The following is a 21,913-nucleotide window of genomic DNA, read 5'->3' as shown; positions in this document are numbered from 1 at the left end:
CGGGATGGCCCGAAGGCCAGGCCCGGGATCCATAACCCCGGCTGGTGGACGTGGATTCCGGGCTCGTGCTCCGCACGCCCCGGAATGACCGTCTCCCTAAATTCCCAGCTTCTGAATCTTGTGCGTGCCCCGCGCCAGCGAGACGTGCTTGGTTTCCATGAAGAAGTCGAACGAGTAATCCCCGCCGTCGCGGCCGATGCCCGAGGCCTTCATGCCGCCGAACGGCGTCGGCAGATGGCGGACGTTTTCCGAGTTCAGCCAGATCATGCCGGCCTCCAGCGCGTCGGCGACGCGCAAGCTCCGGCCGACATCGTTGGTCCAGACATAGCCGGTGAGGCCATAGCGGATGTCGTTGGCGATCTCGATCGCGTCCGCCTCGTCCTTGAATGGCAGCACCGTCAGGAACGGGCCGAATACTTCCTCCTGCGCCACGCGCATCTTGCCGTTCGCGCCGGTCACCAGCGTCGGCTCGACATAATGTCCGCCGCCGGGGCCGTCATAGGCCTTGCCGCCGACCGCAATGGTCGCGCCGTCCTGCCGCGCGACGTCGAAATAGGAGCAGACCTTTGCGAGATGCCGCTCGTGGATCAGCGGCCCGATTTCGGTAGCGGGATCGAGGGGGTGGCCGACCTTCAGCGCCTTCACGCGCGCGGTCAGCCTCTCCACGAATTTCTCGGCGATGCTGGCCTGAATCAACAGACGGCTGGAGGAGGTGCAGCGCTCGCCGTTGAGCGAGTAGATCATGAACACGACCGCATCGAGCGCGCGGTCGAGATCGGCGTCGTCGAACACGATGACAGGGTTCTTGCCGCCCAGCTCGAAATGCACACGCTTCAAAGTCGGTGCGCCCTGAACCATGATCGCGGAGCCCGTCGCACTCTCGCCGACGAAGCCGATCGCCTTGATGGCGGGATGCTCGGTCAGCGCCTTGCCGGCCTCTTCGCCAAAGCCATGGACGGTGTTGAGCACGCCGTCGGGCACGCCGGCTTCCTTGACGAGTTTTGCGAGAATGGCGGCCGTCACCGGCGACCACTCCGCCGGCTTGTGCACGACGGTGCAGCCGGCCGCCAGCGCAGGCGCGATCTTCCAGGTCGAGAGCATGAACGGCGTGTTCCACGGCGTGATCACACCGACCGGGCCGATCGGCACGCGGGTCGAGATGTTCCAGTGCTCGTCGCTCGGCGTGTTCTGGCCATCGCGCGCCTCGGCGCACTTGTCGGCGAAGAAGCGGAAGTTTTCGGCTGCGCGAACGGCAGCCTTCGCCATGAACCGATACGCCTGCCCGGTATCGATGCATTCGAGCACCGCGATGTCTTCGGCGTTGTCCTCGATGGCGTCGGCGACGCGATGCAGCAGCTTCTTCCGCATCGCCGGCCCCATGTCGCGCCAGGATTTGAACGCGAGCGCGGCTGCTGTCGCGGCGCGATCGATGTCCTCGGCATTGCCGCGCGCGACGCTTGCAAGCACGGCACCGTCGACCGGCGACTTCGTCTCGAACGTCTCGCCTGATATCGATGGCACGATCTTGCCGTCGATCATGTGGCCGATGCCGTCGGCACGCAGCGTCTTCAGCAGCGGGGCTGCGCGGTCGCGGTTGACCTGGAAGACGTCGCCTTTCGGGGTGGGCTTATCCATGTGCGGTCTCCACTTTCAAGGCGTCGTGGATGTTGTTGCGCTTCCAGCTGGTGTCCTTGTCGTTGATCTGCATGTCGAACGAGAGGGCGAACTTGCTGGCGGTGAAGACGGGATCGAGATGTTTCGAGAGCGCCTGGAAGACGTGTTCGCCGGCTTTCTGGCGCGTAGGGAGGTCGCGGCCCTCGCCGATGCGCAGCACCATGTCGAGGAAACCGTAGTCGTTCCGCGCGTCCGCAATCGCATAATGCTCGCAGCGGATGGCGCGGACGCGGATGCCGCCGAGCGGGAAGATGCCGGTCTCGACCGCCGCCTTGCGCACGACTTCGCAGACGGCGCCGATGTCGAGGCGGCCATCGAGATTGGCTGAATATTCGATCGTGAAATGCGGCATCGCGGTTTCACTCCCTGTGTCGTCTTGTTGCTTTACGCGAAGTAGCAGCTCACCGAGCCGTAGGCGCCATAATCGGCTTGAATTGTGTCGCCCTTGCGGGTCTCGATCGGGCGGATGAAGGAGCCGGCGAGCACGACCTGTCCCGGTTCGAGCGCGAGGCCGTGCGGCGCGATCTTGTTGGCGAGCCACGCCACCGCGGTCGCGGGATGATTGAGGACGCCGGCGGCAAGGCCGGTTTCTTCGAGCTGACCGTTCCTGAAGCACAGCGCGCCGATCCAGCGCAGATCGGCGTCCAGCGGACGGATCGGTCGTCCTCCGAGCACGATGCCGGCATTGGCGGCGTTGTCGGCGATGGTGTCGAAGATCTTTCGCGTCGCCTTGGTCTTGGGATCGATGCGCTCGATCCGCGTATCCAGAATCTCCAGCGCCGGCACCACGAAGTCGGTGGCGTTGAGCACGTCGAACATCGTGCAATCAGGACCCGAGAGCCGCTTGCTCATGACGAAGGCGAGCTCGGCCTCGACACGCGTCGCGATGAAGCGCTCGGTCGGGACGACGCCGCCGTCGGCGAAGAACATGTCGTCGAGCAGCATGCCGGAATCCGGCTCGTTAATGCCAAGCGCGCTCTGCATCGCCTTCGAGGTCAGGCCGATCTTGTGGCCTTTGACGATGGCCCCCTCGGCGATCTTGACGTCAACCCAGGCCTTCTGAATCGCGTAAGCGTCTGCGATGGTGATCCCCGGGAAATCCTGCGAGAGCTGCCGGATCTGCGTGCGGGTCTTCTCCGCCTGATGCAGACGGTTCGCGCAAGACTGGATATCGTCGTTGGAAAGCGACATCTGTGATCGGCCAAATTGGTGGTGCCGGGAAATACTTAACATGTTAAGTGAATGCGTCAAACAGAATCTGGCCTTGCTGCACTGCAAACATTTGCGGGCTTGAAGGGATGTCATGACGAAGAGACCGGCTGATCCCGCGAACGCAAGCGCACCTGCCGCGCGCCAGGTGCCGATGCGCGATTTCTCGCGCTCGCTGCCGATGTCGCTGCTCAGGGCGCGCGAGGCCGTGATGCGGCAGTTTCGGCCCAATCTGCGCGAGCATGGCCTGACCGAGCAACAATGGCGCATCCTCCGCGCGCTGGCCTCCATCGAGGCTGCCGAGGTCACGGAACTCGCGCGCACGGCGTTCCTGCTCGGCCCGAGCCTGTCGCGCATCCTGCGCGATCTCGAGGCGCGCAATCTGATCGAGCGCCAGACCGCGAAGACGGACCAGCGTCGCAGCATGGTCTCGATCTCGAAGGAGGGCGTGAAGCTGATGGCTTCGGTCGCGCCATCCTCTGAGGCGATTTATGCGGAGATCACGCGACGGTTCGGCGCACGCAAGCTCGCCGAGCTGCAGGAGATGCTCGGGCAGTTGGAGGTGTGTCTTGCTTCCAGCGACGCAAGTGACGACGTGACGGACGAAACGTAACGGCAAATTTGCATGATCACTTTCCCGCTACGCATGACTGTCGTCATTGCATAACGCGCGGGCAGGGCGTTCGTCACGAAAAGCCCTTCAAAAATCGCCGAGAATAGACAGCCGTCGCGGGTGTTCATCACTATTGGGTGCGCGCTCTGCGCACTTAGTCGATGTCAGCGCAATTTCAATTTACTCGTATCGGCAGAATTCGTAACTAGCATCCGGCTCTGTATTCAGCGATAGAGCCAAACAGAGCAAAGACAAGAAGGGCCGACAAGGATGCCCGGCCCCAGGGAGGAATGAATGAGACTGACGAGACGCGACTTCGCGGCCGGAATTGCTGCCGGCATTGCCGCTCCGTACATCATCAAGAGCGCGAATGCGCAGGGTGCCACCATCAAGATCGGCATGTGCGCGCCCGTCACCGGCCCCGCCGCCGAGTCCGGCGGTTACGCCATCAAGGGCGCCAAGCTCGCGCTCGAAGCCGTCAACAAGGCCGGCGGTATTTTGGGAAAGCAGGGCGAATTGATCGTCGAGGACGATCAGACCACCAATCCCGGCATCGTGCTCGCCTTCTCGAAGCTCGCGTCTCAGCCTGATATTGTCGGGTTCCTCGGCTCGATCCGTTCGACCCAGGTGCACGCGATGGCGCCTGACGTCATCAAGCTCGGCAAGCCCGTGATGATCGGCGGCACCGATCCGAAACTCACGCATATGGACAATCAGTGGCTGTTCCGCTTCCGCCCCAATGACAGCTATTCCGGCCGCGTCATCGCCGAATTCGGCGTCAACACGCTCGGCAAGAAGAAGTGGGCCGTACTGCATTCGACCGACGCGTTCGGCACCGCCGGCGGCAATGCGCTCACCGGTGCGCTCGAGAAGCTCGGCTGCACGACCTTCGATCAGGGCTATGCCAACCAGAGCCAGGATTTCACGCCGGTCGTGCTCGCGATCAAGCAGTCCGGCGCCGAGATTCTCGGCTCCTACTTCACGTTCGAGAACGACCTCGGCATCTTCGCCCGCCAGCTCCGACAGCTCGGCGTGAACATCCCCTGGGTCGGCTCGCCCTCGATCGTCAACATTACCGCGCTGAAGCTCGCCGGCCCTGCGCTCTACAATACCTATGGCGTCGCCGACTATGCCGAGGATTCCAGCGAGGGTTCGAAGGCGTTCGGCAAGATCTACCGCGATGCCGTCAAGGTTGCGCCGGACAACCAGAGCTCATGGACCTTCGATGCGATCAACGTCCTGTCGGCGGCGATCAACAAGGCCGGCAGCACCGAGCCGGCCAAGATCCGCGAAGCCATCCTCGCGATCAAGAAGTTCCCGGGTGCCGAGGGCGAATACAATTTCGACCAGAACGGCGACGGTCTCCACGGCTACAACATCGTGAAGAACGAGAAGGGCAAGATCGTCTTCGACAAGCACATCGAGTTCAACGACTGACGTGGAAGCGACCTCCCCGATGCCGGTCGGGGAGGTCGTGGCGTCTTTTGTCGAACCTATTTGACCTCCAACAGAAGCTTGTCATGGATCTCGCCCTACAGCTCCTCTTCACCGGCATCGGTATCGGCGCCGTCTACGCGCTGGTCGCGCTCGGCTTCGTGCTGATCTTCCGTGCCACCAACGTGGTGAATTTTGCCCAAGGCGAATTCTCCATGGTCGCGGCCTATCTGATGGTGGTCGCGGTCGAAGCCGGTCTGCCTTATTGGGCGGCCTTCATCGTCGCGTTGCTCGGCATGGCGCTGCTCGGCGTCGTCTTCAATCTCGGCGTCTATTATCCGCTGCGTCACCGCACCTATCTGCCCGTGATCATCGCCACCATCGGCGCCTCGATCCTGCTGGCGAACTCGGTGCTCGCGATCTACGGCCCGCAGCCGCAGGTGCTGGAAGGCTGGTTTGAAACGCCCGGCATCCAGGTCGGCCCGGTCTATCTCGACAGCCAGTATCTGCTGATCATCTGCGTCACCATCTGCCTCGTGATCTTCAATTTCTGGTTCTTCGAGAAGACGCTGCTCGGCAAGAAGCTGCAGGCGACTTCGCAGGACAAGGAAATGGCCTCGTTGCTCGGCATTTCCGTCTCCACCATGATCATGATCACCTTCATCTATTCGGCGGTGCTCGGCGGCCTTGCCGGCATCCTCGTCGCCCCGGTGCTGTTCGTCTCGATCCAGATGGGCTCGACCATCGCGCTCAAGGCGTTCGCGGCCACCATCATCGGCGGTTTCGGCGACGTCGCCGGCGCCATCATCGGCGGCCTCGCGCTCGGCGTGATCGAAACCTTTGGTGCTGCTTATATCTCGGTGCCCTACAAGGACGGCTTCGCCTTCCTGGTGCTGGTCGCCTTCCTGATCTTCCGGCCGCAAGGCATCTTCGGCGAACGCGTGGCGGAGAAGGCATGAGCGCACCCAGCGACAACATGCCGATTCCGGCGCCCGCCGTCCGTTCGAAGCCGCTCGTGATCCGGCACCTGCCGTACTTCATCGGTGCGGCGATCCTGGTCGCGCTCGCGGCCAACATGCGCTTCGACGGATACGTCCACAACATCCTGCTCCAGGCCACCACGTTCTCGATCGCAGTGTTCGGGCTGTCGGTAGTCCTCGGCCTGTGCGGCCAGATCAATCTGGCGCAGGCCGCATTCTTCGGCCTCGGCGCCTATGCGGTAGGCATCGGAACGACCGATCTGCATGTCAGCTTCTGGCTGTGCCTGGTCGGTGGCTGCCTGATCTCGCTGCTCGCCGGCGCCTTCCTCGGCATGTCGACCCTGCGGCTCGGCGGGCACTACCTTGCGATGGTCACGATCTCGTTCCAGCAGATCGTCACGCTGGTGATGATCAACGCGATCTGGCTGACGCACGGCCCCGACGGCGTCTCCAACATCAAGCGGCCCGACCTGTTCCAGACCTCGCAGAGCTATCTCGCCTTTTGTGTCGCGATGCTGGCGATCGTCGGCTATCTGGTCTGGCATCTCTCCGACACCAAACTCGGCCGCGCCATGCGCGCGGTGCGCGACAACGAGCTTGCGGCCGGCGTCAACGGCATCGACGTCTTCCGCACCAAGATCTACGCGTTCGCGCTCTGCGCACTGCTCGGTGGTCTCGCCGGCGGATTGTTCGCCGGCGGCTTCGCCTATGTCAGCCCCGATCAGTTCTCCTTCGCGGAATCGATCGTGTTCCTGACCATGTCGCTGCTCGGCGGTGTGGCTTCGCCGATCGGCTCGGCGATCGGCACGGGCCTGCTGATCCTGATCCCGGAATGGCTGCGCTTCCTCAAGAGCGTGCCGGGTCTGTATCTGGCGATCTACGGGCTGTTCGTGATCCTGATCATCCGTTTCATGCCCGACGGCATCTGGGGTTTTGTCGCCGATGCCTTCACGCGCTGGCGCGCCAAGCTCGCGGCGCCTCCGGTCGCGGGTGCCTTGCAGTTGAAGCCGGCGATGACCGGCGGCGACACCGTGCTGGAAGTCACCGGTCTCTCGAAATATTTCGGCGGCCTCAAGGCCGTCGACGGCGTCGATATCGCCGTGAAGCGCGGCGGCGTGCATGCGCTGATCGGGCCGAACGGCTCGGGCAAGACCACCACGCTCAACGTGCTCTCGGGTCTGTACCAGGCAACGTCCGGCAGGATCGTGCTCGACGGCACCGATATCACCGACATGCCGCCGCATCAGCGCACGGCCTCTGGTCTCGGCCGCACGTTCCAGAACATCCGCCTGTTCCGCTCGATGACGGCGCTGGAGAATGTCGAGATCGGCGCCGAGCGGCCCGGCAACACCATGGTGGGGAAGGGCGACGACGCCCTGACCGAGCGCGCGATGGAGGCGCTGACCTTCGTCGGCCTCGGCAGCCGTGCCAACGAGCTGATCTCGAGCTTCTCCTACGGCCACCAGCGCCTGATCGAGATCGCACGCGCGCTCGCCTCGAATCCGACGCTGCTCCTGCTCGACGAGCCCGCGGCCGGTTTGAACTCGACCGAAAAACTCGAGCTGCATGAGCTGCTCAAGCGTATCGCAGCGCAAGGGCTCACCATCCTGATCATCGATCACGACATGACGCTGGTCTCGGAAGCGGCCCAGCACATCACCGTGCTCAACTTCGGACGCCGCATCGCGGACGGCGAATCCATGGCCGTGCTGCGTCATCCCGACGTCGTCTCCGCCTATCTCGGGAGCGAATGATGCCGTTGCTCGAAATCCGCAATCTGGTGGTCCGCTACGGCGAGATCGAAGCGCTGCGCGGCGTCACCTGCGTCGTTGAGGAGGGGCAGGTCGTGACGCTGCTGGGCGCCAACGGCGCCGGCAAGTCCACGACCCTGCGCGCCATCTCCGGTCTCGCCAAGCCGACGTCCGGCGACATCCTGTACGACGGCAAGTCGATCGCGGGTCTCGGCCCGGAAGCGATCGTCCGTATGGGCATCAGCCACGTGCCCGAAGGTCGCCGCGTCTTCCCGGGTCTCACCGTGAAAGAGAACATCATGCTCGGCGCCTCCAATCGCCGGGCGCCGACCTCGGAGATCTCGCGCGAGGCGGACGCGATGTTTGACCTGTTCCCTGATATCCGCAAGTTCACCAATGCGCTCGGCTGGACGCTGTCCGGCGGCCAGCTCCAGATGGTGGCGGTCGCGCGCGGGCTGATGGCCAAGCCGCGGCTGCTGCTGCTCGACGAGCCCTCGCTTGGGCTAGCGCCCGTGATCGTGCAGGCCGTGTTCAAGATCATCTCCGAGATCCGGCGCAACACCACGGTCCTGCTGGTCGAGCAGAACGCCCGCATGGGCCTGTCGGTCGCCGATTACGGCTATGTTCTCGAAACCGGCCGCATCGTTCTCGGCGGCAAGCCCGACGAACTCTGGGGCAACGAAGCCATCCGCGCCGCCTATCTCGGCGGCCATGCCAAGGTGAGTGCCTAGCCCCGGGGTTCCGTCATCGGGATGCCGTTTCCGAGCGGAAACCCCGGCCGAGCGCCTTGAAAGGCATCCCCTTGCCGGATGAACCCGGGCGGCGATACAGTCGCCGCCCGCGAGGCCCGCACCCTGCGGGCGAGCGCATAGGTCTTGCGTCATTGCGAACGTAGCGCGGCGAGCCGGATCGCGGTAACAGCGGTGTCGTGCTGTCGCGGCGCTCGTCATGGTGACGAAGGCCCAACAACAAAGAAGGAAGGCAACGTGGCGAACAAGGTCAAGGAAATCTGGAAGTCGGGCAAGGCCGTGGTCAACGCGTGGCTGGCCATTCCCTCGGGCTTCTCGGCCGAGATGATCGCGCAATGCGGCTTCGACAGCGTCACCGTCGACATGCAGCATGGCGTGCAGGACTATCTGTCGATGGTGCAGTGCTTCCAGGCGATGGACAAGCATCCCGTGACCCCGATGGTCCGCGTGCCCTGGAACGAGCCCGGCATCATCGGCAAGGTGCTCGACGGCGGCGCCTATGGCGTGATCTGCCCGATGGTCAACACGGCGCAGGAAGCCAAGAACCTCGTCTCCTATTCCAAATATCCGCCGCAGGGCGTCCGCTCCAACGGCCCGATCCGCGCCGGCATGTACGGCACCGCCGGCTCCTACCAGAAGACCGCGAATGCCGACACCATCCTGCTGCCGATGATGGAGACCAAGACCGCGGTCGAGAACATGGAAGCGATCCTCGACGTCGAGGGCATCGACGGCGTCTATATCGGCCCGTCCGATCTCGGCTTCTCCTACGGCCTCGAGCCGAAGCTCGACCGCAGCGAGCCCGAGATCCTCGCGATCTACGACAAGATCATCAAGGAATGCGGCAAGCGCGGCCTCAACCCCGGCATCCATTGCAGCGGCGCTGAAGGCGCGGCGCGCGCCATCAACATGGGCTTCAAGCTGGTGACGCTGTCCAACGAAGTCGGCCTGATGACCACCTACGCCAAGATGCAGGTCAACGCGACCCGCAAGGATTCCGGCGGCAAGGCCTGAGCTCTCGTGTCCCGGACGCGATGCGGCGCATAGCGCCGCTTCGCAGAGCGGGGACCCAGAAGCCAGCGAAGCACATGATGTGACAACTAGGCCCCGGCTCAGCAGCGCACCGTTTCACGCTGCGCTGCGTCCGGGGCACGATACTTGAAGACCCAAGGAGACCTGCCATGACCATCAGCCCCGTCATCCGCCTGCATCCCGATGATGGCGTGCTGATCGCGCGCGCGAGCCTGCCGCCGGGCACGGTCGTGGCCGACGGCGTCACCACGGTCGAGCGCATTCCCTCCGGCCACAAGGTCGCGATCAAGCCGATCGCATTGGGCGAGCCTGTCATCCGCTACGGCCAGATCATCGGCTTTGCGACCATTCCGATCGCGCCAGGCCAGCACGTGCATGTGCAGAACTGCGGCATGGGTGATTTCGCCAAGGACTACGCCTATTGCGCCGACGTCAAGCCGACGCCGAATTTCGATCTGCCGGCGACCTTCGAAGGCATCCGCCGTCCTGACGGCCGCGTCGCCACGCGCAACTACATCGGCATCCTCACCTCGGTGAATTGCAGCGCGCATGTTGCTGGTCTCGTCGCCGACGTCTTCAAGAAGAATCCGTTCACCGGCGACAATCCGCTGGCCGATTTCCCGAACGTCGACGGCGTCGTCGCGCTGACCCACAAGACCGGCTGCGGCATGACGCAGAACGAGCCGCTGGCATTGCTCCGCCGCACGCTCGGCGGCTATGCGCGGCACGTGAACTTCTCTCATGTCATCGTGCTCGGCCTCGGCTGCGAGGTGAATCAGATCGGCGGCCTGATGGAAGAGCAGAAGCTCGCCGGCCGCTTGCGCGCGATGGACATCCAGGAGGTCGGCGGCACCCGCAAGACGGTGGAAGCCGGCATCGCCTTCGTGCGTGAAGCGCTCGCGGATTCCAACAAGGTCAAGCGTGAGTCCGTGCCAGTGAGCGAGCTGACCGTGGCTCTGCAATGCGGCGGCTCCGATGGCTATTCCGGCGTGTCGGCCAATCCGGCGCTGGGCGCGGCTAGCGATCTCATCGTCCGTCACGGCGGCACCGTGATCCTGTCGGAGACGCCCGAGACTTACGGCGCCGAGCATCTGCTCACCCGTCGTGCCGTCAGTCGCGAGGTCGGCGAGAAGCTCGTCGACCTGATGCGCTGGTGGGACGAATACACGACGCGCGAAGGCGCCGAGATGAACGCCAATCCGAGCCCCGGCAACAAGGCCGGCGGTCTCACCACTATTCTGGAGAAGTCGCTCGGCGCGATGGCCAAGGCCGGCACCACCAATCTCGTCGACGTCTTGCGCTACGCCGAGCCCGTGACCAAGCGCGGCTTCGTGTTCATGGACACGCCCGGCTACGATCCCGTGGCGGCAACGGGGCAGGTCGCCGGCGGCGCCAACCTCGTCTGCTTCACGACGGGGCGCGGCAGCGTGTTCGGCTGCAAGCCCGCGCCCTCGATCAAGCTCGCCACCAACACGCCCATGTACAAGCGCATGGAAGAGGACATGGACGTCAATTGCGGCACCATCCTCGAAGGCGCGGAGAGCGTCCAGGAGTGCGGCCAGCGCATCTTCGAGCTGATCTTGAAGACGGCCTCGGGGCAGCCGACCAAGAGCGAGAGCTTTGATTTCGGCGGCGCCGAGTTCGCGCCCTGGGTGCTTGGCGCGACGATGTAGTGGGTAATCTGTCTGCGGCTAAGATTTTTAAGTTCTTTATATTGTATGTCTATGAGTAGTTCTCGACGAACTAGGTAAAGCGTCCAGGCTCAGTTCATCCTGCCTATAGGACAAGAGGTACCGAATTTGGCGGCGCATCCAGCTGAGCAATTTCGCCGTGCTATTGCTTGTTCATTGGAGAGCGCAGCATTCCTTGAAAATAGGCCCTTAGGACGACGCGTCAAATCGGGTGCGTGCGAATAAGCTTGCATATTGCTAAATTTTTCAGTCGAAGTACAAATAATTTTGTAGTTGTATATTTTTACCATCCTTACTGTGAGTAGATCATGCCTCCAGATCCAGCATCAGCCGTTGCCATCAAAGTTGGTATGGAGATCTTTACGCGGGTAACACCTCGCGGTTTTGCTTGGATTAAGTCCAAATGGGTAGGAAGGGATCTGCTAGTTGTTGGGCAGGCCAGAGCGGGCAAGACCAGCCTGGTGCGTTACATCCAGTATGGAGTATTTGCTGAACAAGAGACCACGCGAACCCGAACGGTGAAGAAAACTGCCGCCTTCTCCGTCAAAGTTGGGCGGGACAAGTCCCTAGCTCTCGAAGTCCGAAAGGCGATCGATACTGTGGGACAAGTATCAGCCGAAGCACACGCTGGCCTAGCTAAAACTTACAAGCCTCATGCAATTTTGGTGGTCATCGACATGTCTGGCGCTTGGGAGAGTAAAGATGACAACAACGCGCGTCACTATCTTGAAGAGTTCTTCGAGTATCTTTCTTCAACTTACCAAAAGAGCCGTTCGCTCAAGCGAAAGCTGAAAGCCGTTTACATAGTAGCCAACAAGAGAGACAGGGTAGATCCGAAGAGGGCGAGTTCGTTCCTGAAAAAAATGAACGAATTCGTTCGATCAAAACAGCAGGCCAAGTTTGGGGTAGATACGATTGATTGTTACGTTCTCGAGTCGAGCCTGGTAGAGGCGTTTGACGAAGGAAAATCCGCCAACAACGTAATCCAAAAGCTAGCTCTGAAGCTAAACGAAGGTTAGTTATGGCCGAAGATCCCTCTATCAGGCGGAAGCGCTCTTCAGCTTCTTTAAATCCGCAGCGCGAAAGGCTGGCTAGCGAACTTCATCAGATTGTAAATCATCTTGCTATCTCAGATTATTTCGGACGTTTGGTTTGTGTGGCCCTTTTGTTGGCGGTTGGCGCGCACGGGATTGCGGACGATCGCTTTAGAATCTCTGTTCTTTTATCTGCGACGCTGGTGTGCGGGACTTGGGCTATAGATAAAGTTAGGCAGCGAAACCGCCTGAATCGACTGACGTATCGAATTGATGCGCTAGACGAAAATAGTGTGTCAAAGGACTGGGAAGAGCGCTCGATACGTTACGAATATCATCTTCGATACAGTATAGAGGAAAGGGTATTGGGTGCAATCCAGAACGGCGAGCCAATCTTTTGGGGGCTCGCAGTATTGAGCTTATCTTTCTTTTCAAAAATCTTAGCTTAGGCTTCGCGGACGCGCGGAGAGCTTGCGTTTAGAAGACTGTCAATTGCCATCCTTAGTCCAGGAGTGCGGCCAGCGCATCTTCGAACTCATCCTGAAGACGGTCTCCGGGCAGCCGACCAAGAGCGAGAGCTTCGATTTCGGCGGCGCCGAGTTCGCGCCCTGGGTGCTGGGCGCAACGATCTGATCGCGCGCGGGCCGCGCACCTCTCTGCGGAAATATGCAGGATGCGCAGGCGTCCCCTCGGTAATCTTACGGAGGTGCCATTTGACCGCGCGGGTTTCTGCGCTCACGCCCGATTAACCCTGTTGCCCTAGGTTGGAGGGCGATGCGGGCTCCACTCCTTCGAGGCGTTGCCCTTCGCAAGGATTGGACGACGATGACGCGCACGATACGGCCGACCGGCGTGGAAAATCTCCTCGGCGAGGAAGAGCTGATCGTCTCGAAGACGGATCTCAAGGGCCGGATCACCTACGCCAACGACGTCTTCATCCGCATGGCGAAATACAGCTACGCCGAGCTGATGGGCGCGCCCCATAGCCTGATCCGCCACCCCGACATGCCGCGCGCTGTCTTCAAGCTGCTCTGGGACACGCTCCAGTCCAAGCAAGAAATCTTCGCCTACGTCGTCAACCTGGCCAAGGACGGCAGTCATTACTGGGTGTTTGCCCACGTCACGCCGACATTCGACGAGCGCGGCAATATCGTCGGCTACCATTCCAACCGCCGCAAGCCGGAGCCTGCGCAGGTCGAACGCATCAAACCGATCTACAAGACGCTGTGCGCCGAAGAGGCGCGGCACGCCAACGCCAAGGACGGCATGCGCGCGAGCTTCGATGCGATGGTTGGTCTACTGAAGCAACAGGGTGTCGGTTACGATGAATTTGTGCTCTCTCTCTAAGGCACAGGGAGCGACGGCGCTCGCGTGTGTTCTTGCAATCGTCGTGTTCGCCCTCTCGCTTTTCGGTGCGACCGGGATCGTTGCTGCGGTGCTGACTGGCGCGACTGTCGTGGTGCTCGGCTACGCGGTCTGGTGCCAGCATCGCGCGGCAACGGCCGTCGATGAGGTCGCCGACGTCTGCCGCAAGGCGGCTCGTGGCGATCTCGAAGCGCGCATTCTCAGCGATCGTCAGGCCGGGCGGATCGGGTCGATCCAGAAGTCGGTCAACGACATGCTCGACATCACCGATGCCTTCGTCCGCGAGGCCTCGGCGTCGATGGACTATGCCAGCCGCGGCAAGTATTTCCGCAAGATCCTCGCGCGCGGGCTGCCCGGCTCGTTCCGCCGTTCGGCCACCGTCATCAATGCCGGCAGCGAAAGCCTCGGCCGCCGCGTGGTCGAGATCGGTGATCTCGCAAGGCAGTTCGGCACGCATCTCGACGGCGTCGCGGGCACGCTGATGGGCGCGGCGAGCGACCTGGAATCCGACGCCGGCCAGATGGCGGCTGCGGCCGAAAAGACCAGCAAGCAGACCTCCGGCGTGCTCAGTGCTTCCGACCAGGCCTCGCGCAATGTCGCAACCGTCGCCAGCGCCGCCGAGCAGCTCGCATCCTCGATTGCCGAGATCGGCCGTCAGGTCAGCGGCTCGACCACGAGCACGGGCCGCGCCGTGAACGAGGCCAATCGCGCCGGCAGCGAGATCCGCACGCTTGCGGACGCGGCGCTGCGGATCGGCGACGTCGTCAAGCTGATCAGCGAGATCGCCTCGCAGACCAATCTGCTGGCGCTCAACGCCACCATCGAGGCGGCACGGGCCGGGGAAGCCGGCCGCGGCTTCGCGGTGGTGGCCTCCGAGGTCAAGAGCCTCGCCAACCAGACCGCGAAGGCGACCGAGGAGATCAGTGCCAAGGTCGGCGAGATGCAGCAATCGACCACGACTTCGGTCGCGGCCGTCGAGGCGATCGCGCAGACCATCGCCGAGATCAACGGCATCACCGCCTCGATCGCGACCTCGATCGAGCAGCAGGGCCTTGCGACCCGCGAGATCGCCCGCAATGTCCAGGAGGCCTCGGCCGGCACCTCGCAGGTCTCCTCCAACGTGACAGGCATCAGCGAAGCCGCCGCCGACACCGGCCGCGTCGCCAGCCGCGTCAACAGCGCCTCCGAGCGCGTCCATGGCGAAGTCGAGACGCTCCGCCGCGAGGTGACGCAGTTCCTGCAACGGCTGACCTCGGCGGCGTAAGAGGGGGTCCACGTAGTCTGGATGGAGCGTAGCGCAATCCGGGACGGTTCATCCGCGGATCAAGAACCCCGGATTACGCTTCGCTCCATCCGGGCTACGGGCAATCGGGATACTTCCTAGGCACTCTCTGCCCGTTGTTAGTGCTTGATCGCGATCACCAGCGGTGTTCTGCTCAAAAAAGCTGCTGGAGTACCGCACCCCGTGTCGATCTACGTCGCATTACACCACGTCACGCACTACAAATACGACCGCCCGATCGATCTTGGCCCGCAGACCATCCGTCTGCGGCCGGCGCCGCACACGCGCACGCCGATCCTGAGCTATTCGCTCAAGGTCACGCCAGCCAATCATTTCGTGAACTGGCAGCAGGATCCGCAGGGCAACTGGCTCGCCCGCTATGTCTTCCCGGAGAAGACCACCGAGCTGAAATTCGAGGTCGATTTCACGGCGCAGATGACCGTGGTCAACCCGTTCGACTTCTTCGTCGAGCCCTATGCGGACAGCTTCCCGTTCGAATACACCAAGGACCTGAAGACGGAGCTTGCGCCTTATCTCGAGACCATCAAAGCCGATCGCCTGTTCGCGAAATTTCTCGACTCGATCCCGCATGAGGCCCCGAACACCGTCAACTTCCTGGTCGATCTCAATCGCGAGCTTCAGAAGCACGTCCGCTACATCATCCGCATGGAGCCCGGCGTGCAGACGCCGGAGGAGACGCTCTCGTCCGGTGCCGGCTCGTGCCGCGACTCCGCCTGGCTCCTGATCCAGACGCTGCGTCATCTCGGCCTCGCCGCCCGCTTCGTCTCCGGCTATCTGATCCAGATCCGCCCCGACATCGATCCGATCGAGGGCCCGCCCGAGGTCGAGAACGACTTCACCGATCTGCACGCCTGGGCCGAGGTCTATCTGCCCGGCGCGGGCTGGATCGGCTTCGATGCCACCTCCGGCATGCTCGCGGGCGAGGGGCATATCCCGGTCGCCGCCACGCCGCATTATCGCTCGGCGGCGCCGATCTCGGGCGGCGCCGGCTTCGCCGAGGTCGAGTTCGCCTTCGACATGAGCGTGAAGCGCATCCGCGAGGCGCCGCGTATCACAAAGCCGTTCTCGGACGAATCCTGGGCGCGGCTCAACGATCTCGGCGAGCAGGTCGACGGTGATCTCGCCAGTGAGGACGTGCGGCTCACCATGGGCGGTGAGCCGACCTTCGTGTCCGTGGATGATCTCGAAGCGGCGGAGTGGAATACGGAGGCCGTCGGCCCGACCAAGCGCGCGCTCGGCGACGATCTGATCCGCCGCCTGCGCACGCGCTTCGCGCCCGGTGGCCTGCTGCATTACGGCCAGGGCAAATGGTATCCGGGCGAGAGCCTGCCGCGCTGGGCTTTCGGCCTGTATTGGCGCAAGGACGGCTTGCCGATCTGGAAGAATGCCGATCTCATCGCCAAGATCGAAAACCCGCGGCCCGCGCAGACGAAGGACGCCGAGGCCTTCATGGAGGGCGCGGCACTGCGGCTCGGGCTCGATCCCGGCTACATCATGCCGGCCTATGAGGACACCGCGCTCTGGCTTCAGAAGGAAGCCGAGCTTCCTCATAATGTCGATCCCTCCGACTCCAAATTGTCCGATCCGGAGGCACGCGCGCGGATCGCGCGGGTGTTCGAGCAAGGACTCAACAATCCGCGCGGATACGTGCTCCCGGTGCAGCGCTGGAACGCGCCGCCGCGCTGGCGCAGCGAGCGCTGGCAACTCCGGCGCAACCACCTGTTCCTGACACCGGGCGATTCACCGCTCGGCCTGCGCCTGCCGATCGGATCGCTCGGTTTCGTCCCGCCCAACCAATATCCCTACATCGTCGAGCGGGACCCGATGGAGCCGCGCGGCAAGCTCCCGGTGTTCACGCTCGAAGCCCGCCCGGAAGCGCCGCCACGGGTCGCGCCCGAGCAGCTCAACACGTCGATCCCGGTCCGCACCGCGCTGTCGATCGAAGTCCGCGACGGCGTGCTCTGCGCCTTCATGCCGCCGGTCGAGCGCATCGAGGATTATCTCGAGATGGTCGCGGCGCTGGAAGCGACCGCCGAGGAGATGCAGCTCCAGGTCCATGTCGAGGGCTATCCGCCGCCCTTCGATCCGCGCATCGAGGTCATCAAGGTGACGCCCGACCCGGGTGTCATCGAGGTCAACATCCAGCCGGCGAAGAGCTGGCGCGATGCAGTCGAGATCACCTCCGGCCTCTACGAGGATGCGGGGAAAGTTCGCCTCGGCGCCAACCGTTTCCTGGTCGACGGACGCCACACTGGAACCGGCGGCGGCAACCATGTCGTGATCGGCGGCTCCAGTCCGGCAGATTCGCCATTCCTGCGCCGCCCCGATCTCCTGAAGAGCCTCGTACTGTACTGGCAGCGGCACCCGTCGCTGTCCTACTTCTTCTCCGGTCTCTTCATCGGTCCGACCAGCCAGGCCCCGCGCATCGACGAAGCCCGCCACGACAGCATCTACGAGCTCGAGATCGCGCTCTCGCACGTGCCGCCACCGGGCTACCAGACCCCGCTATGGCTGGTCGACCGGTTGTTCCGGCATCTGCTCGTCGACATCACCGGCAACACCCACCGCGCCGAGATCTGCATCGACAAGCTCTATTCGCCCGACGGGCCGACGGGGCGGCTCGGCCTGGTCGAATTCCGCGCGCTCGAGATGCCGCCCGATCCGCGCATGTCGCTGGCGCAGCAGCTGCTGATCCGCGCACTGATCGCAAAGTTCTGGCGCGAGCCGCAGGCCGGCAAGTTCGTGCGCTGGGGCACCGCGCTGCATGACCGCTACATGCTGCCGCATTTCATCTGGGAAGATTTTCAGGACGTGCTCTCCGAGCTGAAGCAGTCCGGTTATCCGTTCGAAATGGAATGGTATCTGGCCCAGCTCGAATTCCGCTTCCCCGCCTTCGGCCGCATCCATCATGGCGGCGTCACGCTGGAGCTGCGGCAGGCGCTTGAGCCCTGGCACGTGCTCGGCGAGGAAGGCTCGGCCGGCGGTACCGTGCGCTATGTCGATAGCTCGGTCGAGCGGCTTCAGGTCAAGGCGGAAGGGTTCGTCGAGGGCCGCCACATCATCACCTGCAACGGCCGCCGTCTGCCGATGACCTCGACCGGACGCTCCGGGGAGGCCGTGGCCGGCGTGCGCTTCAAGGCCTGGCAGCCGGCCTCCGGCCTGCACCCGACCATCCCGGTCCACGCGCCCCTGACCTTCGACCTGATCGACACCTGGAACGGCCGCTCGCTCGGCGGCTGCGTCTATCACGTCGCCCATCCCGGCGGGCGCAGCTACGAGACCAAGCCGGTCAACACCTACGAAGCCGAGGCGCGGCGGCTGGCGCGCTTCCAGGACCACGGCCATACCCCGGGTCCGATGCAGCCGCCTCCCGAGGAACGCACAAATGAGTTTCCGCTGACCCTCGACTTGCGGACCCCGCTCCTGCAATGAGTATGAGGGTGGGGCAGGGAGAGGCGCATGGGCGAGGGCGCAGCCGAGCAGGACGACAAGGCGGGTAAGGCGCCAGGACAAGCTAACGGCCAACGTGAGAGCCAGCGTCGCCTCGCGCAATGGGTCCGCGACTACAGCCGCCTGCCCGGCATTCCCGACGAGTTCCTGGGGCCCGATGGCGCTCCACGCGCGGTCTGGAGCCGCTTCTTCGACGCCTTCGGCGCACTCGCGCCCGACGAGATCGAGCGGCGCTTCGGCATGGCCGACCGCCACCTCCGCGAGGCCGGTGTCACCTACCGCGCCCCCGGCGACAGCGCCGACCGGCTGTGGTCCCTCAGCCATCTGCCGTTGCTGATCGACGAAGCCGACTGGAAGCAGCTCTCCGCCGGCATCACCCAGCGCGCCGAGCTTTTGGAACTCGTGCTGCGTGACATCTATGGCGATGGCCGCCTGGTCGCCGAAGGCGCGCTGCCTGCCGCCGCGATCGCCGGCAGCCCCGAATATCTCCGTCCCGTCTGCGGCGTGCCGCCGCCGGGCGGGCGCTATCTGTCGCTCTACGCCGCCGATGTCGGCCGCGGGCCCGACGGCCGCTGGTGGGTGCTCGGCGACCGCACGCAGGCGCCTTCAGGCGCGGGCTATGCGCTGGAGAACCGCCTCGTGCTCTCGCGCGCCTTCTCCGATCTCTACAAGTCGATGAACGTGCCGCGCGTCGCGCCGTTCTTCGAGGCATTTCGCGACTCGCTTCGCGCGCGCGCCGATCGCGACGAGCCGCGGATCGGCGTGCTCACCCCCGGCAGTTTCAGCGAGACCTATTTCGAGCACGCGACACTGGCGCGCTATCTCGGTTTCCTGCTGGTCGAGGGCGACGATCTTGCCGTCAGCGACGATCGCATCCATATCCGCACGGTTGCGGGGCTCAAGCGGCTCGACGTGCTGCTCCGCCGCGTCGATTCCAATTCGCTCGATCCGCTCGAGCTCGATGCGTCCTCGCGGCTCGGCGTACCCGGCCTGATCGACGTGCTGCGCAAGGACGGCGTCGTCGTCGCCAACATGCCGGGCTCCGGCGTTTTGGAGGCGCGCGCGCTGCTCGGCTTCCTGCCCGCGCTCAGCCGCCGCCTGCTCGGCGAAGAGCTGAAGATGCCGCATATCGCGACCTGGTGGTGCGGCCAGCGCAACGCGCGCGACGAGGTGCTGTCGCGGCTCGACGAGGTCGCGATCGAAGGCGCCTACCAGCGCGGCGTTCCCGGCTTCGATTCGAGCGGCCCGGTGCTGGCGAGCGAGCTCGATGCGGCCGGGCGCCAGCGTCTCGTCGATGCCATCGGCGCGCGCGGCATGGATTATGTCGGCCAGGAGGTGGTGCGGCTCTCGACCATGCCGGTGTGGGAGCAGGGCCAGATCACGCCGCGTCCCTTCGTGCTGCGGGTGTTCGCGGCCGCAACCCCGGACGGCTGGGTCATCATGCCCGGCGGCTTCTGCCGGATCGCCGAGAAGGCGGATGCGCGCGCGGTGTCGATGGGCGACGGCGCCCGCGCTGCCGATGTCTGGGTCGTCTCCGGCAAGCAGGTCTCGACCGCGACGCTGCTGCCGGCGACCGACAAGGTCCGCATCCGCCGCATCGCAGGCGTGCTGCCGAGCCGCGCCGCCGACAATCTGTTCTGGCTCGGCCGCTACCTCGAACGCGCGGAGGCGACGCTGCGGCTGGTGCGTGCGCTCGGCTCGCCGAGCGGGCCCAACAAGGGCACCGCGGCCTCGCTGCAATCGTCCGAGCGGATCCAGCGCCTGCTGGTGGCCTGGGGCGCGATCTCGCAGACATCGCGCGCCACACCGGGTCGCATCGTCGCCGAGGCGTTGCAGAGCGCCGAGCGTTTCGGCTCGGCCCTGTCGCTGGTGCGCGCGGCGCAGCGCACCGCGACATCCTTGCGCGAGCGGCTGTCGCCCGATGCCTGGCAGGTGATCACCGAGATGGCCGAGCGCCTCGCCTGGGAGGTCGAGGACGACGACAGCGTGCTGAGTGCGGCCGAGCTGACCTTGCAGGAGCTGGCGAGCTTTGCCGGCCTTGCGCAGGAGAACATGAACCGCGCCGCCGGCTGGCGCTTCCTCGATATCGGTCGCCGCACCGAGCGCGCCATCAACACGGCGCGCTTTGCCCGCCAGTTCGCCTATGACGAGGCCGGCGACGAAGACCTCGATATCCTGCTGACGCTGGTGGATTCCCAGATCACCTACCGCTCGCGCTATCTGCTGGCGCCGATCCTCGCGCCGGTGCGCGACCTCGCCGTGCTTGACAGCTACAATCCGCGTTCGGTCGCCTTCCAGGTCGCGACACTGAACGAGCACATCGCGGCGCTGCCGAGCCTGAAGGAGCATGGCCTGATCGAGCGGCCGCAGCGGCTCGCGCTTGCAGTGCAGGCGATGCTGACCACGGCGGAAGCCGAGAAGCTCGAGGTCAAGACGCTGTTCTCGCTGGAGCAGGATCTGCTCAGCCTCGCCGAGGCGATCGGGCTGCATTACTTCCCGCACGGCCCCAACGCGAGCCGGCCGGAAAAGCTGACGGGGCTGGCGTGATCTACGACATAAGGCACGTCACCACCTACGAATACGAAAGCCCGGTCAGCTTCGCCCGCTGCACGCTGCGGCTCGAGCCGAAGGACGGCAACGGCCAGGAACTGATCTCGCACAGGATCGAGATCCGTCCGCGCCCGTCCGAGCGCCACGTCCGGCGCGACTTTTTCGGCACGCTGACCGAGAGCATCGTGATCGAAGCCGCCCATCGCAACTTGCGGATCGATTCACGTTCGCGTGTCTCCGTCTCGCGCCAGCCGCCGGCGCGCGATGCGTCCAGTCCGTCGTGGGAAAGCATCCGCGACATCGCTTTCGAGGCGACGAGCCTCGGGCCGTCTTCGCCGGTCGGCTATGTCTTTGCGAGCCCGCTGGTGCCGGTGCTGCGCCCCGTGAGCGCCTATGCGGCTGCGAGCTTTGCGCCAGGGGCGGGCATCCTCGCCGGCGCGGTCGATCTCATGCACCGCATCCGCACCGAGTTTCGCTACGATCCCAAGGCCACCGTGATCTCGACGCCGCTCGACGAGGTCTTCGACAAGCGCCACGGCGTCTGCCAGGATTTTGCCCATGTCATGATCGCAGGGCTTCGCGGGCTCGGCCTGCCGGCCGCCTATGTCAGCGGCTACCTGCGCACCATTCCGCCGCCGGGCCAGCCGCGTTTGCAGGGGGCCGATGCCACCCATGCCTGGGTGTCGCTATGGTGCGGGGCGGAGCTTGGCTGGGTCGATTTCGATCCGACCAACGACCTGCTCGCCGCCAATGACCACATCGTGCTCGCGGTCGCCCGCGACTTCTCCGATGTCTCGCCGGTCGACGGCATCATCGTCGGCTCGCCGAAGCAGAAGCTCGGCGTCGCCGTGGACGTGCTGCTGGTGGAGTAAAGCGGGCCCGCCGTGCCGTCGCCGGCAGGCAGGGTGTATCGGGCCGCTGCCGCAACCGTGATGTCGCATAGCACAACGGTAACATATTTCCGTAATCGCGTTCCCGGGGGTTTGGTCACTTGGCCCAAACTGGGCTATGCTGGCGCTTGCGTCGAGGACAAGAACGAGACTTCGGGAGCTGACATGGGACACCACCGACCAGCGGG

Annotated in this window: 18 protein-coding genes; 15 read left to right on the top strand and 3 right to left on the bottom strand. The window is 64.2% G+C overall.

Annotated features, from left to right (window positions below; all coding sequences use genetic code 11):
• Nucleotides 1-96 precede the first annotated feature (96 nt).
• From hpaE to hpaH, 3 genes are read right to left on the bottom strand one after another with little or no spacing between them, the layout of a single operon-like run.
• A complete protein-coding gene (hpaE, locus tag PMI42_RS34930) occupies nt 97-1,635 on the bottom strand; it encodes a 5-carboxymethyl-2-hydroxymuconate semialdehyde dehydrogenase (protein WP_008144076.1) in 1,539 nt (512 codons plus the stop codon).
• Complete coding sequence (locus tag PMI42_RS34925) at nt 1,628-2,026, bottom strand: 5-carboxymethyl-2-hydroxymuconate Delta-isomerase (RefSeq protein ID WP_008144073.1); 399 nt, start codon at nt 2,024-2,026, stop codon at nt 1,628-1,630. Before PMI42_RS34925 ends, hpaE begins: the two co-directional genes overlap by 8 nt.
• Nucleotides 2,027-2,058: 32 nt before the next feature.
• The gene (hpaH, locus tag PMI42_RS34920; protein WP_008144071.1) at nt 2,059-2,865 is read right to left on the bottom strand and encodes a 2-oxo-hept-4-ene-1,7-dioate hydratase; all 807 of its coding nucleotides are present in this window, start codon (nt 2,863-2,865) and stop codon (nt 2,059-2,061) included.
• A gap of 112 nt (nt 2,866-2,977) precedes the next feature.
• On the opposite strand from hpaH, the gene hpaR reads away from it, so the two are divergent.
• The 15 genes from hpaR (at nt 2,978) to PMI42_RS34855 (ending at nt 21,707) form a co-directional block, all read left to right on the top strand.
• Nucleotides 2,978-3,496, top strand: coding sequence for a homoprotocatechuate degradation operon regulator HpaR (hpaR, locus tag PMI42_RS34915; RefSeq protein ID WP_035967495.1), 519 nt, complete (start codon nt 2,978-2,980; stop codon nt 3,494-3,496).
• Between the two features lie 294 nt (nt 3,497-3,790).
• Nucleotides 3,791-4,933 (top strand): ABC transporter substrate-binding protein, encoded by a 1,143-nt coding sequence (locus PMI42_RS34910; protein WP_008144067.1) that lies wholly within the window; start codon nt 3,791-3,793, stop codon nt 4,931-4,933.
• A gap of 83 nt (nt 4,934-5,016) precedes the next feature.
• Nucleotides 5,017-5,889, top strand: coding sequence for a branched-chain amino acid ABC transporter permease (locus PMI42_RS34905; protein WP_008144065.1), 873 nt, complete (start codon nt 5,017-5,019; stop codon nt 5,887-5,889).
• Complete coding sequence (locus PMI42_RS34900; RefSeq protein WP_008144062.1) at nt 5,886-7,664, top strand: branched-chain amino acid ABC transporter ATP-binding protein/permease; 1,779 nt, start codon at nt 5,886-5,888, stop codon at nt 7,662-7,664. The genes PMI42_RS34905 and PMI42_RS34900 overlap by 4 nt, the downstream gene beginning before the upstream one ends.
• On the top strand, nt 7,664-8,392 hold the full coding sequence (locus tag PMI42_RS34895; protein WP_008144060.1) for an ABC transporter ATP-binding protein: 729 nt from the start codon (nt 7,664-7,666) through the stop codon (nt 8,390-8,392). The genes PMI42_RS34900 and PMI42_RS34895 overlap by 1 nt, the downstream gene beginning before the upstream one ends.
• 255 nt (nt 8,393-8,647) lie before the next feature.
• Complete coding sequence (locus PMI42_RS34890) at nt 8,648-9,424, top strand: HpcH/HpaI aldolase family protein (protein WP_008144057.1); 777 nt, start codon at nt 8,648-8,650, stop codon at nt 9,422-9,424.
• 167 nt (nt 9,425-9,591) lie between these two features.
• Entirely contained in the window at nt 9,592-11,115 is a 1,524-nt protein-coding gene (locus tag PMI42_RS34885; RefSeq protein WP_008144055.1) for a UxaA family hydrolase, read from the top strand.
• 326 nt (nt 11,116-11,441) lie between these two features.
• Complete coding sequence (locus PMI42_RS34880; protein WP_008144053.1) at nt 11,442-12,152, top strand: P-loop NTPase family protein; 711 nt, start codon at nt 11,442-11,444, stop codon at nt 12,150-12,152.
• A gap of 2 nt (nt 12,153-12,154) precedes the next feature.
• Nucleotides 12,155-12,616, top strand: coding sequence for a hypothetical protein (locus PMI42_RS39545; RefSeq protein ID WP_157195872.1), 462 nt, complete (start codon nt 12,155-12,157; stop codon nt 12,614-12,616).
• A gap of 43 nt (nt 12,617-12,659) precedes the next feature.
• Entirely contained in the window at nt 12,660-12,800 is a 141-nt protein-coding gene (locus PMI42_RS39540) for a UxaA family hydrolase (RefSeq protein ID WP_157195871.1), read from the top strand.
• A gap of 192 nt (nt 12,801-12,992) precedes the next feature.
• Nucleotides 12,993-13,514, top strand: coding sequence for a PAS domain-containing protein (locus tag PMI42_RS34875; RefSeq protein WP_008144050.1), 522 nt, complete (start codon nt 12,993-12,995; stop codon nt 13,512-13,514).
• Entirely contained in the window at nt 13,492-14,796 is a 1,305-nt protein-coding gene (locus tag PMI42_RS34870; protein WP_008144048.1) for a methyl-accepting chemotaxis protein, read from the top strand. Before PMI42_RS34875 ends, PMI42_RS34870 begins: the two co-directional genes overlap by 23 nt.
• A gap of 201 nt (nt 14,797-14,997) precedes the next feature.
• Entirely contained in the window at nt 14,998-18,267 is a 3,270-nt protein-coding gene (locus PMI42_RS34865) for a transglutaminase family protein (RefSeq protein ID WP_008144046.1), read from the top strand.
• 27 nt (nt 18,268-18,294) lie between these two features.
• Nucleotides 18,295-20,832 carry a circularly permuted type 2 ATP-grasp protein gene (locus PMI42_RS34860; protein WP_008144044.1) on the top strand — a complete coding sequence of 846 codons (2,538 nt, stop codon included), beginning with the start codon at nt 18,295-18,297 and terminating at the stop codon, nt 20,830-20,832.
• The gene (locus tag PMI42_RS34855; protein ID WP_008144042.1) at nt 20,829-21,707 is read left to right on the top strand and encodes a transglutaminase family protein; all 879 of its coding nucleotides are present in this window, start codon (nt 20,829-20,831) and stop codon (nt 21,705-21,707) included. The genes PMI42_RS34860 and PMI42_RS34855 overlap by 4 nt, the downstream gene beginning before the upstream one ends.
• The last annotated feature ends 206 nt before the right edge of the window (nt 21,708-21,913 follow it).

The sequence above is a fragment of the Bradyrhizobium sp. YR681 genome (genome assembly GCF_000282615.1).
In the GTDB taxonomy this organism is placed as follows: Bacteria; Pseudomonadota; Alphaproteobacteria; order Rhizobiales; family Xanthobacteraceae; genus Bradyrhizobium.
The sequence above is the reverse complement of the archived record's forward strand: the minus strand, read 5'-3'. Positions and strand labels throughout refer to the sequence as shown.

What these genes read in the sequence shown, in the direction of transcription:
- hpaE (WP_008144076.1), bottom strand. Translation starts at nt 1,635, where the DNA reads ATGGATAAGCCCACCCCGAAAGGCGACGTCTTCCAGGTCAACCGCGAC.
- PMI42_RS34925 (WP_008144073.1), bottom strand. Translation starts at nt 2,026, where the DNA reads ATGCCGCATTTCACGATCGAATATTCAGCCAATCTCGATGGCCGCCTC.
- hpaH (WP_008144071.1), bottom strand. Translation starts at nt 2,865, where the DNA reads ATGTCGCTTTCCAACGACGATATCCAGTCTTGCGCGAACCGTCTGCAT.
- hpaR (WP_035967495.1), top strand. Translation starts at nt 2,978, where the DNA reads ATGACGAAGAGACCGGCTGATCCCGCGAACGCAAGCGCACCTGCCGCG.
- PMI42_RS34910 (WP_008144067.1), top strand. Translation starts at nt 3,791, where the DNA reads ATGAGACTGACGAGACGCGACTTCGCGGCCGGAATTGCTGCCGGCATT.
- PMI42_RS34905 (WP_008144065.1), top strand. Translation starts at nt 5,017, where the DNA reads ATGGATCTCGCCCTACAGCTCCTCTTCACCGGCATCGGTATCGGCGCC.
- PMI42_RS34900 (WP_008144062.1), top strand. Translation starts at nt 5,886, where the DNA reads ATGAGCGCACCCAGCGACAACATGCCGATTCCGGCGCCCGCCGTCCGT.
- PMI42_RS34895 (WP_008144060.1), top strand. Translation starts at nt 7,664, where the DNA reads ATGCCGTTGCTCGAAATCCGCAATCTGGTGGTCCGCTACGGCGAGATC.
- PMI42_RS34885 (WP_008144055.1), top strand. Translation starts at nt 9,592, where the DNA reads ATGACCATCAGCCCCGTCATCCGCCTGCATCCCGATGATGGCGTGCTG.
- PMI42_RS34880 (WP_008144053.1), top strand. Translation starts at nt 11,442, where the DNA reads ATGCCTCCAGATCCAGCATCAGCCGTTGCCATCAAAGTTGGTATGGAG.
- PMI42_RS39545 (WP_157195872.1), top strand. Translation starts at nt 12,155, where the DNA reads ATGGCCGAAGATCCCTCTATCAGGCGGAAGCGCTCTTCAGCTTCTTTA.
- PMI42_RS34875 (WP_008144050.1), top strand. Translation starts at nt 12,993, where the DNA reads ATGACGCGCACGATACGGCCGACCGGCGTGGAAAATCTCCTCGGCGAG.
- PMI42_RS34870 (WP_008144048.1), top strand. Translation starts at nt 13,492, where the DNA reads ATGAATTTGTGCTCTCTCTCTAAGGCACAGGGAGCGACGGCGCTCGCG.
- PMI42_RS34860 (WP_008144044.1), top strand. Translation starts at nt 18,295, where the DNA reads ATGGGCGAGGGCGCAGCCGAGCAGGACGACAAGGCGGGTAAGGCGCCA.